The organism is Gordonia effusa NBRC 100432, from assembly GCF_000241305.1.
Classification (GTDB): domain Bacteria; phylum Actinomycetota; class Actinomycetes; order Mycobacteriales; family Mycobacteriaceae; genus Gordonia; species Gordonia effusa.
The window spans coordinates 24,272-34,107 of sequence record NZ_BAEH01000038.1 but is presented as its reverse complement, the minus strand read 5'-3'; the positions used below and the strand labels follow the sequence as shown (position 1 = coordinate 34,107).

Sequence of the window (9,836 nt, the reverse complement as noted above, 5' to 3'; positions counted from 1 at the left end):
AACCCTTCAGCGACGACGAGGCAAGCTCGGTCACAGCGGTGTGGCGAGAGCTCGGACTGCCCGGGTTGATCGACGTCCATACCCATTTCATGCCGCGTAACGTCATGGACAAGGTATGGGCCTACTTCGATTCGGTCGGGCCGATGGTGGGCCGCGAGTGGCCGATCCACTATCGGGCCGATGAGGATCAACGTGTCGCCGGCTTGCGTGCGTTCGGAGTCCGGCGCTTCACGTCGATGATCTACCCGCACAAGCCGAATATGGGCGAATGGCTCAACGGCTGGTCCGCGGATTTCGCCGCGCGACAGCACGATTGCCTGCATACGTCCACGTTCTATCCGGAAGAATCAGCACCGGCCTACGTCGGTAAGGCCATCGAATCCGGTACGCGCGTGTTCAAGTCCCATATTCAGGTTGGCGACTACTCCCCGACCGACCCGCTGCTCGATGGGGTGTGGGCTCAGCTGGCCGACGCGCAGATTCCAGTGGTCATCCATTGCGGATCTGGTCCCGCACCAGGACGTTTCACCGGCCCAGGGCCGATTGCCGATGTTCTGCACCGGTTTCCGTCGTTGCCGCTGATCATCGCGCATATGGGAACTCCGGAGTTCGTCGAGTTCCTCGACATCGCCACGAAATACCCTGCGGTTCTACTAGATACGACGATGTCGTTCACCGACTTCAGTGAAGAGTTGGTTCCGTTCCCAAAAGATGCCCACTCTCGACTGACCGACTTGGGCGACCGCATTCTCTTCGGCAGCGACTATCCCAATATTCCGTATAGCTATCGACACGCGCTCGACGCACTGATTCGACTGGATCTGGGCGACGACTGGCTTCGCGGCGTGTTCTACTCCAATGCCGCGCGTGTGTTCGGCGTTTGAATGAGGAGCCCGGAATCATGAATGTCGACGTGACGCTGACTTGCGATCTGAGCGAGATGGCGGCCGCGTCCGTCGCGGCCGAAGAGTCCGGGTACCAAGGGATCTGGACCTTCGAAGGATCACACGATCCGTTCCTTCCATTGTTGCTGGCAGCGGAGCACACTCGGGAGGTGACATTGGGGACGTCGATCGCGGTGGCGTTCGCGCGGAACCCGATGTTGTTGGCGACGATGGGGTGGGACCTTCAGTCGTACTCGGGCGGGCGATTCGTCTTGGGGCTCGGTTCCCAAATCAAACCTCACATCACCCGCCGCTATTCGATGCCGTGGAGTCGTCCCGCGGCGCGAATGGCGGACATGATCGACGCGGTGCGGTCAATCTGGGATACCTGGTTAACCGGTGGTTGGCTCGACTATCGCGGAGAGTTCTACCAGCACACCCTGATGACTCCACTGTTCATGCCAGATCCGAACGTTGTAGCTGAAACTGGCACTCCCCCAATATGGTTGGCCGGAATCGGCGAGCACATGACTCGGACTGCCGGTGCGGTGGCGGATGGATTTCTGTCGCATCCGCTAGCTACCGCCGACTTTATTCGGGAGGTCACAATTCCGACGCTGAACGTCGGAGCGGCCTCGCGCCACCGCGATACGAACGTCGACATTCATCACTCGGCGATGATTATCGTCGGGGCGACGTCGGAGGAAAGGGCGGCAGCGCGAGAGGCCATCCGCAAACAAATCTCCTTCTACGCGTCGACGCCAGCCTACTGGCCCATCCTGGAATTACACGGCCGCGCTTCGATAGGCCCGCAGTTGCGAGAATTGTCGAAGCAGGGCAAGTGGATTGAGATGGCTGATCTCATCGACGACGAACTAGTGGATACGGTTGCGGTGACAGTGAATGATCCAGCATCGGGTGCGATGGAGCTGTCGGAGCGATTCGGCGGCTTAGTTGATCGTCTCGGATTCAATACGCCGTATCAGGCTGATGCGCAGATCTTGGCGGAGTTGGCCGCCGCGGTCCGCTGAGATATGTCCCGAGCGTAGACGAGATGGCGATATGGCATCTCAACTCGTTAGGGGACATATCTCAGCGGTACTTCCTATCCCTTGACGCAGACAATCTGACGCAGGAATGCGACGACCTCGATCAGATTGGCCTGTGCTGCAACAACTTCGTTAATGTCCTTGTACGCACCGGGGATTTCGTCGAGCACGCCCTGGTCTTTCCGCGACTCGACGCCCGCCGTCTGGGCGATAAGGTCGTCGACCGTAAATGATCGTTTCGCCTTGTTACGCGACATCTTTCGTCCCGCACCGTGCGACGCACTGACAAATGAGTCCGCCGAACCCAGCCCGCGGACGACGTACGATCCGGTACCCATCGAACCCGGGATCAGACCGAGTTCGCCCGAACCGGCGCGGATCGCACCCTTACGGGTGACGTACATCGTCTCACCATCGATGACCTCTTCGGCTACATAGTTGTGGTGGCACGAGATCTGACTGCCGAAAGTGACTCCAGCGGTTGGGAACTCGTCGAGTACCGCCCGCTTTACTAGGTCGAGCATGACGGCGCGGTTCTTTGCCGCGTAATTCTGCGCCCAGGTCAGATCGCGTCGGTAAGCGTCCATCTCGGGAGTCCCGGCCAGGAATACCGAGAGCTCGGCATCGGGTAGTTCGACGTTGTGCTGCAAGGTCTTTGCCACACCGATATGCCGCTCGGCGATCTCTTTGCCGATGTTTCGCGACCCGGAATGCAGCATCAGCCAGACGCGGTCGTTCTCGTCGAGGCAGACTTCGATGAAGTGGTTTCCACCGCCGAGGGTGCCCATCTGCTTGGACGCACGCGTGTGCCGATTGTGCACTTTCTCGTCGAGGTCGGAGAACGAGTCCCACAATTCGTTCAGATGCCATTTGGTGGCGGTCGACATCTTGTGTCGATCAACCGGACTGTCGTGCATACGGAACCCGACCGGGACATATGCTTCGATCCGGGATCGCAACGCGTGCAAGGTATCTGGCAGATCCTTAGCAGTCAGTGACGTCTGTACGCCCTCCATGCCGCAGCCGATGTCGACGCCGACTGCCGACGGTGACACCGCGTCGCGCATCGCGATAACCGAGCCGACCGTTGCCCCCTTGCCGAAGTGAACGTCGGGCATGACACGCAGCCCGTGGATCCACGGAAGTTGGGAGATGTTTCGCAATTGCTGCAGAGCCTGCGGCTCGATCTCATACTCGTGCGCCCACATCAGTGTATTCGGTGCGCCGGATAGCTGCACCGGGTAGCCGTTCATTTACCTTCCCCTTCTTGACGAAATCTTACTCGGGGCACGGTACGGGATAGTGAATCGGTGGACAATCGAATATCGACAACCACTGTCCCACAACGGCTTCCGACGTCGAGTCGCCGGGTCTCGATACACCGCCGAGCTCGCAAGCTCGCACGGCGGCACTCGACCAGCAACAGGGGTGGGACGACACCGCGGACAGCGACAAACCTCCGATGGTCGAGTGCCGAGCAGCGCTAGCTAGCGACGAGGCGTATCGAGACCCCGCAACCACTGCCCCACAACGGCTTCCGACGTCGAGTCACCGGGTCTCGATACACCGGCGAGCTCGCAAGCTCGCACGACGGCACTCGACCAGCCAGGTGGGGGCGACACCGCAGACAACGACATTCCTCCCGATGGTCGAGTATCCAGGAGCGCTAGCGACGAGGCGCATCAAGCCCCGCAACCACTGCCCCACAACGACTGCCCCACAACGATTTCCGACGTCGAGTCACCAGGTCTCGATACACCGGCGAGCTCGCAAGCTCGCGCGACGGCACTCGACCAACGGGGTGGGGCGACCACTCCACCCTCGCACGGCACTCGACCAGCCGGGCGCGCGTAACTCAGCCAGCAGACTTGGCAGCTATCCTTGCCTGCACCTCGGGCCGACGCAGTGGCGGCACAGTCTTCGGTGGCTGACGTCGGGCGGGCAGCTGGGCCAGCAGTTCGCGCGTCGACGCGGTTACCTCTTCGACTGCCTTCTCGAAGGCCGCCTCGACGGCGGCCGACGGATGACGGATACCGCTTACCTTGCGCACATACTGGCGCGCGGCGGCTTCCACTTCGTCCTCGGTGGCTGGCGGCTCGAGTCCACGCAGCTCAGTGATATTTCGACACATGACCAAACTCCCACATTGACTATGACTACCGGACTCACAAATACAGACTGCCGACCACCGAAGAACTAATCGGCGATCCGCACGACAGCTTTGCCACGGACCCTCCCTTCGGCCAGATCCAACAGGGCCTGCGGCAACTGCTCCAACGTGTAGGTGGCGTTGACCGGCGGGCGCATACCGGCATCGATCATCTCGATCAACTCATCGTGCAGCAGCGCCGGTACGTCGGGGTGAGTCCGTACGTACTCGCCCCAGGCCGCACCGGTCACCGCGATATTTCGGAACAACACTCGATTGAGTTTGACGGTCGGAATTCCACCCGCTGCGAATCCGATCACCACATACCGTCCATCTGGCGCGACCTGTCGTAGCGCTTCGTCGAATACTTCGCCGCCGACCGGGTCGATCATCACGTCAACACCTTCGGGCGCGAATTCTTTGAGTCGCTTACCCCAGCCCTCCGAGAGTTGCACCACCTCGTCGGCCCCCGCCGCACGGAGTAACTCCTCGGCACCGGTTCGGTGCACCACCGCAATCACCTTGGCTCCCATAGCCTTTGCGACCTGTATCGATGCGATACCCACGCCGCCGGCCGATCCGAGCACGCCCACGATCTCTCCGGGCGCTGTCTGTGCGCGCATTTTGAGCGCGAATAGCGCGGTCTGAAAATTTATCCCCAGCGCCGAAGCCTCCTCGAAGCTGATGGCATCGGGTATCGGCAACAACTGCATCGGATGCGCGGCGACCTGTTCGGCGAATCCGCCGACCATCGACGCCACAATTACCCGGTCGCCGGGCTGAAACTTCGAATCGGCCGGCGCGGTACGGACTACGCCGGCAACCTCGGTGCCCGGGATAAACGGCAATGGTGGCCGCAACTGATATTTGCCCTGACTCATCAGCAAGTCGGGGAAGCAGATGCCGCACGACTTGATGTCGACGAGAACCTGGCCGGGACCGGGTGTCGGATCATCGACGTCGGTCAGGGACAGCCCGGCCGGACCGGACTCTTCGGTTAACAGTTGCGCCTTCATAGCTCCCGACCCTACGCGCGACGCAACGTCCGGTCGTCGACAACCGACTAACCGCCTCGGCGCAGAAGTAGAACACGTTACCGGTAGCATCGAGCGCATGTCGCCCGCCCAGTCCACCGCCTCCACGCTGACGCCGGCACGTCTCGCCGCCGCCGACGCCGCACCGGGATTCATGCCGATCGACGAGGCAATGGCCCTGTACGACGTCGCGCGGAACTACCTGGGCCAGCCAGATTCAGTCGGGATCGGCGTCGAGATCGGAACCTACTGCGGTAAGTCGACGGTGTTCCTGGGGGCCGCGGCGCTGGAGTCGAACGCACTGATTGTGACCGTCGATCATCACCGTGGCTCCGAGGAGCACCAACCTGGGTGGGAGTATCACGACACCTCGCTGGTCGACCCGCACGCGGGGGCCTTGGATACCTCGGCCCGCTTTCGCCGCACCATCTTCGACGCCGACCTGGAAGGCACCGTCCTAGGATTGTTAGGCAGATCCGTCGACGCCGCACGAGTGTGGGGCAAGCCCGCCGACTTCGTCTTCATCGACGGCGGCCACAGTTCGCAAGCCGCACAAGCCGACTACGACGGCTGGGCCAAGTGGGTTCGGCCCCGGGGTGCGCTATTGATCCACGACGTGTTTCCCGACCCGGCCGACGGCGGCCGGCCACCGTTCGAAATCTATTGCCAGGCATTGGATTCCGGGAACTTCGCTGAAGTCGCCGTTCACGGGTCGCTGCGGGTCCTGCAACACCGATAACCCACTAAAAATGTCCCCGTAGCGGGAGCAGGCGCTATATCGCCGCCTGTTCAGCTGACGGGGACATTTCCAGCAGGATCGAATGCGTCTTACACCGCGACGCATGGCCGCGTGTACCGGATATCCGGTGCCGCCGCTTGCCATTGCGACGGACTGACATTCCCCTTGGTGGTGTCGCACACCCGCTTCGCCGAGGACAGAACATCGGTATTCCACCACTGCAGCATCGACTGGCCGCCGGTGTAGATCGTCTGGTCGCCAACGAATGTGGCGTATCTCGTCATCATCGACGTCAGCGAGAGCGGATCGTCGTCACCTCTACGCGTCAGCCTGGCCGGGTCATGCAGGTCCCAAAGCTCCAGGCCCTGATCGGTCCCGACGGCGAGAGTGCGCCCGTCGTCGGAAACGGAGAGTGCCGCAACACGATTGCCCACCCGAGCAACGAAGACCTGGCGGCCCTGCCGATTGTGCACCGAAATCGTCTCGTCGTCCGACGCCGTGTATAGGTAACCGCCGGACTTCGCGTATGCGATGTCGTTCACTACTCTGCTGTGCACATCGAGGGGAGCAGACGCTTTCACCTCATCGGCAGCCGACGTCGACCACTGGTACACCCGCCCGTCCGCACTGGCGGCGCTCAACTGTCCGCCGTCCGGACTATAGACCGCGCGCTGGATGAAACCCGTTGGGCCCGTTAGCGATCCGCCTAATCGCACCGGCCGGGCCGGATCGGACACATCCCACCTGGCCAACGAGACGTCGGTGTCGCCGGTGACCAGCACGTCGCGCGCAGGCGAAAAGACAAGCGGGGCTGTGTATCTCGTAGCTACACTCAGATCCGCCAGGGGCCGAGGTCGCGCCGGGTCGGCGACGTCGAACAGTTGAATATGTCGACCACCGCCGAACGCCACCGCAAGGATCCGGCCAGTTCGATTGAACGCGACGTAATATCCGCCGCTGGTACCCACTCGTCGCGCGATGGTCGCTCGGCGCACCGGCCGATGGGCATCGGTGGTGTCCCACAGGTCGATTGACTGATCCGCCGACCCGGTGGCCAACAACTTGCGATCGGGCGACACGGCTGGCCGAGTGATGGGCAACGAATGTGCGGGTATCGGCGACGATGGGACCGACCACGCCTGCAACAGCCCCGCTGCGCCAGCGGTGAGCACGACGTCGGCGCTGAGGTAACTGGCGGTGTGAATCGCCCCGCTACCCGTCCGAACAGGTTCGCCGATGGTGTCGAGTCGCGCCGGAGATGTTCGACTTCCCGCTCCGTCGATATCCCAGCGTCGCGCTGTGCCGTCGAGTGATGCCGAGATCATCGTCGCGCCGTCCGCCGAGAACCCTACCGACCACACCGCGGCCAAATGCGCTTCGGACCGCAGCCCGACGAGCGTCGGCCGACGCGGGTCGGCGAGGTCGTATACCGCGATCGCGCCATCGTCCCGGCCCGCCGCCAGATATCGCCCGTTGGCCGAAATCGCCACCGAATGCCAACCCGCTTCACCACCGTCGGCAATAGTGGTAATCGTCAACGGCGCGTTGGGATTCGAGATATCAATCAAGGACATCGTCGCGTCGTCACTGGCAACGGCCAGTAACGGCGCGGTCGGGCTGAACGCAACCGAGCGAACCGGCCGCTTGTGGTCATTCACCACACCGAGCGGCCGGTATGGCGCATCGCCGGCACCGGCATTCCTGGTGTCCCACAACGTGACCGCGCCGCTATCGGAGGTAGTAGCTAAGAGCCGGCCATCGGGGCTGTAGCGGATGATGTAGGTCGCTCCGGCACCTTCGGGTGCGTGCAGCGTCCCACGCCGGACCGGTGCGGCGGGATCGGCGACATCCCAGACCGGCACGCTTCCATCTCCCGATGCGGTGGCCAGCATCGAAGTATCGGGGGCAAACGCCACCGACGTGACGAAACTCTGGTAGCCAGTCAAAGCCGTTGGGTAACTGGAAATTTCGCGTGGATCCGAGGAATTCCACAGGCGAACCGTCCGGTCGTTACTCGCGGTCGCGACCATCGTCGTCGATCCCGACCGTTTGGTCGCGAGGTCGTAGATGGCCGCGGTATGCCGTTTGGGTGCGGTCGCCGGCAACGGCAACTGCTGAGTTTGCAGCACACGCAGTTGGGCTTGTTTATCGTTGGGGCGCATATGAAATGCCGCCACCGCCAATTGCGCGGACAGTCCCGGATCGGTGTAGCTCAGTCGGCCGATGGTCTCCAGCAGCGCCGCGTATTGCGCGTCGTCGCGCTGTGTACTCAACGCGACGTTAGACATAATCGCCAGTGCCGCGGCGACGACCGAGACCACCGCGAGCACCACAATTGCCGCAAGCGCGAATCGGCGTCGACGCTGCCTGGACTCCAGATGCTCACCGGTCGCCGTCAGGAACTGCTCGGCGAGGTCACCGAACATCGGATCGTCGGCGAGTTCGGTCGCGCGGTGATACCGCTCGGGCGGGTAGAGCAGCGCGGCATCCCGTCCGGCGTCGTCCCACTCTCGCGCATCGGAGGTGACCCGCTGCAACAACGGAGCGCTGCTTCGTACTCGATCAATCACCTCGACCATCCGCGGCCACGCGGTCAGCACGGCGTCGTGGATGAGTTCCACATGTCCTTGGCCGATGGTGATCAACCGGGCCTGCGCGAACGTTTCGACGACTTCGGTGACTAATGCGGCATCGGAGGTGACCGACGCGAGCATGCCGCCGTCAGTACGCACGCGCACCACCGCGTTCTCGTCGATATGGACCATCGCCAGGAGGAGCCGGCCCGCCACGTCTTGCGCTCGCGGCGAAAGGTCGGCCCACGCGCGTTCGGCGACGTCGGCAATCGCGGACTCGACACCGCCTGCCGCACGGTAGCCGGCGATCGTCAGTACGCCGCCCCGACGTCGCGTCCACATCACGGACAACACTTGCGCGAGCAATGGCAGTTGCCCGGCTCGCGTGGTTACCGATTCCCCCGGCGCCGACGGCGTAGAGCTGGCATGCAGGTCGGCGATCATCGTCGCCGCGAGGCCCTTCTCCACGCGGAGGCCGGCCGCGCGCGCCGGCTTGCTGATGACTTCTTCGAGTTGTGCGTCGGTCATTGGCGGCACGATCAATGACCGACGTTGCCAAGCCCGCGCGATCGGTGCGAGCGACGCGCAGCGTTCATACATATCGGCGCGGATGCCGAGGACGACGACGGTGCGGGGCACGGTAGCCAACGCGACGAGAGAGTCGACGAGGTTGTTGGCGTCCGCGTCGTCGGCGCCGACGAGGACGGCTTCGAGTTGGTCGACAGCGACGACGTTGAGTTGCTGGTCGTTGGGCTGGTAGACCTCACTCAACTCGGCCGCAGACATCGAATACACATTCCAATGTCGAGACGGGTCGTCGGCGAGCGCGGCAAGTCCCGCGCCGAGCAAGGATGACTTTCCCGCTCCCGACACTCCGGTGACTACGACAAGTGCCGGCGCATCAGAGTCAGCTGCGGCGACATCGACCAGACTCGCCAGTTCGGCAAGAACCTCGTCCCGGCCAAAGAACACCGCGCGATCCTCGGATGTCAGCGGCGCGAGACCGGCATACGGTTCGTCGGGCAATTCGACAGCGGGAATCAGCTGAGTCGGAACGGGTGAGGCAGTGCGGGTGTGCTGCCACCATTGACGCCACTGCGGCAGCGAAGGAAGCTCGGTCGCGCCGGACCGCATCTGCGCCTGCAGGGTAAGCCAGGTGAGGGCCGGTTCGAGTGCCTCGAAGTTGGCCGGCAAGTGCCGACTACGACGCCAGTCACTGATCCGCTGGACCGACACCGGAGGTCGCGAGGGCGCGACCTTCGCGGCCCCCGCGGCGACGGCTGCCAGCGTCGGCGATCCGGCGGCAACAAATAACGCCATCAGTTGATCGCCGAACCGGCCGGCCTGATCGGCGTCAAAACTCTGTGTCACAGGCGCAAGACTAGGTCCCGACGCTGTCTGGGCCAAC

7 protein-coding genes are annotated in these 9,836 nt (G+C 62.9%); 3 read left to right on the top strand and 4 right to left on the bottom strand.

Annotated features, from left to right (window positions below; genetic code table 11):
- Window positions 1-884 (top strand): amidohydrolase family protein (locus GOEFS_RS06515; RefSeq protein ID WP_007317103.1); only part of this gene is annotated, 884 nt, incomplete at its 5' end.
- Window positions 885-901: 17 nt separating this feature from the next.
- A complete protein-coding gene (locus GOEFS_RS06510) occupies window positions 902-1,915 on the top strand; it encodes a TIGR03617 family F420-dependent LLM class oxidoreductase (RefSeq protein WP_007317102.1) in 1,014 nt (337 codons plus the stop codon).
- Window positions 1,916-1,989: 74 nt separating this feature from the next.
- On the opposite strand, the gene GOEFS_RS06505 is transcribed toward GOEFS_RS06510, so the two are convergent.
- The 3 genes from GOEFS_RS06505 to GOEFS_RS06495 form a co-directional block, all read right to left on the bottom strand.
- Window positions 1,990-3,186 carry an RtcB family protein gene (locus GOEFS_RS06505; RefSeq protein ID WP_007317101.1) on the bottom strand — a complete coding sequence of 399 codons (1,197 nt, stop codon included), beginning with the start codon at window positions 3,184-3,186 and terminating at the stop codon, window positions 1,990-1,992.
- A gap of 602 nt (window positions 3,187-3,788) precedes the next feature.
- Window positions 3,789-4,064, bottom strand: coding sequence for a DUF2277 domain-containing protein (locus GOEFS_RS06500; RefSeq protein WP_007317100.1), 276 nt, complete (start codon window positions 4,062-4,064; stop codon window positions 3,789-3,791).
- Window positions 4,065-4,129: 65 nt separating this feature from the next.
- Window positions 4,130-5,098, bottom strand: a complete 969-nt coding sequence (locus GOEFS_RS06495) for an NADPH:quinone oxidoreductase family protein (protein ID WP_007317099.1) — start codon at window positions 5,096-5,098, stop codon at window positions 4,130-4,132.
- Between the two features lie 97 nt (window positions 5,099-5,195).
- Between GOEFS_RS06495 and GOEFS_RS06490 the strand changes: the two genes are divergently transcribed.
- Window positions 5,196-5,855: a class I SAM-dependent methyltransferase gene (locus GOEFS_RS06490; RefSeq protein ID WP_007317098.1), complete on the top strand. Its 660-nt coding sequence runs from the start codon at window positions 5,196-5,198 to the stop codon at window positions 5,853-5,855.
- Window positions 5,856-5,944: 89 nt separating this feature from the next.
- On the opposite strand, the gene GOEFS_RS06485 is transcribed toward GOEFS_RS06490, so the two are convergent.
- Window positions 5,945-9,799 (bottom strand): nSTAND1 domain-containing NTPase, encoded by a 3,855-nt coding sequence (locus GOEFS_RS06485; protein WP_050949806.1) that lies wholly within the window; start codon window positions 9,797-9,799, stop codon window positions 5,945-5,947.
- Between the last annotated feature and the right edge of the window lie 37 nt (window positions 9,800-9,836).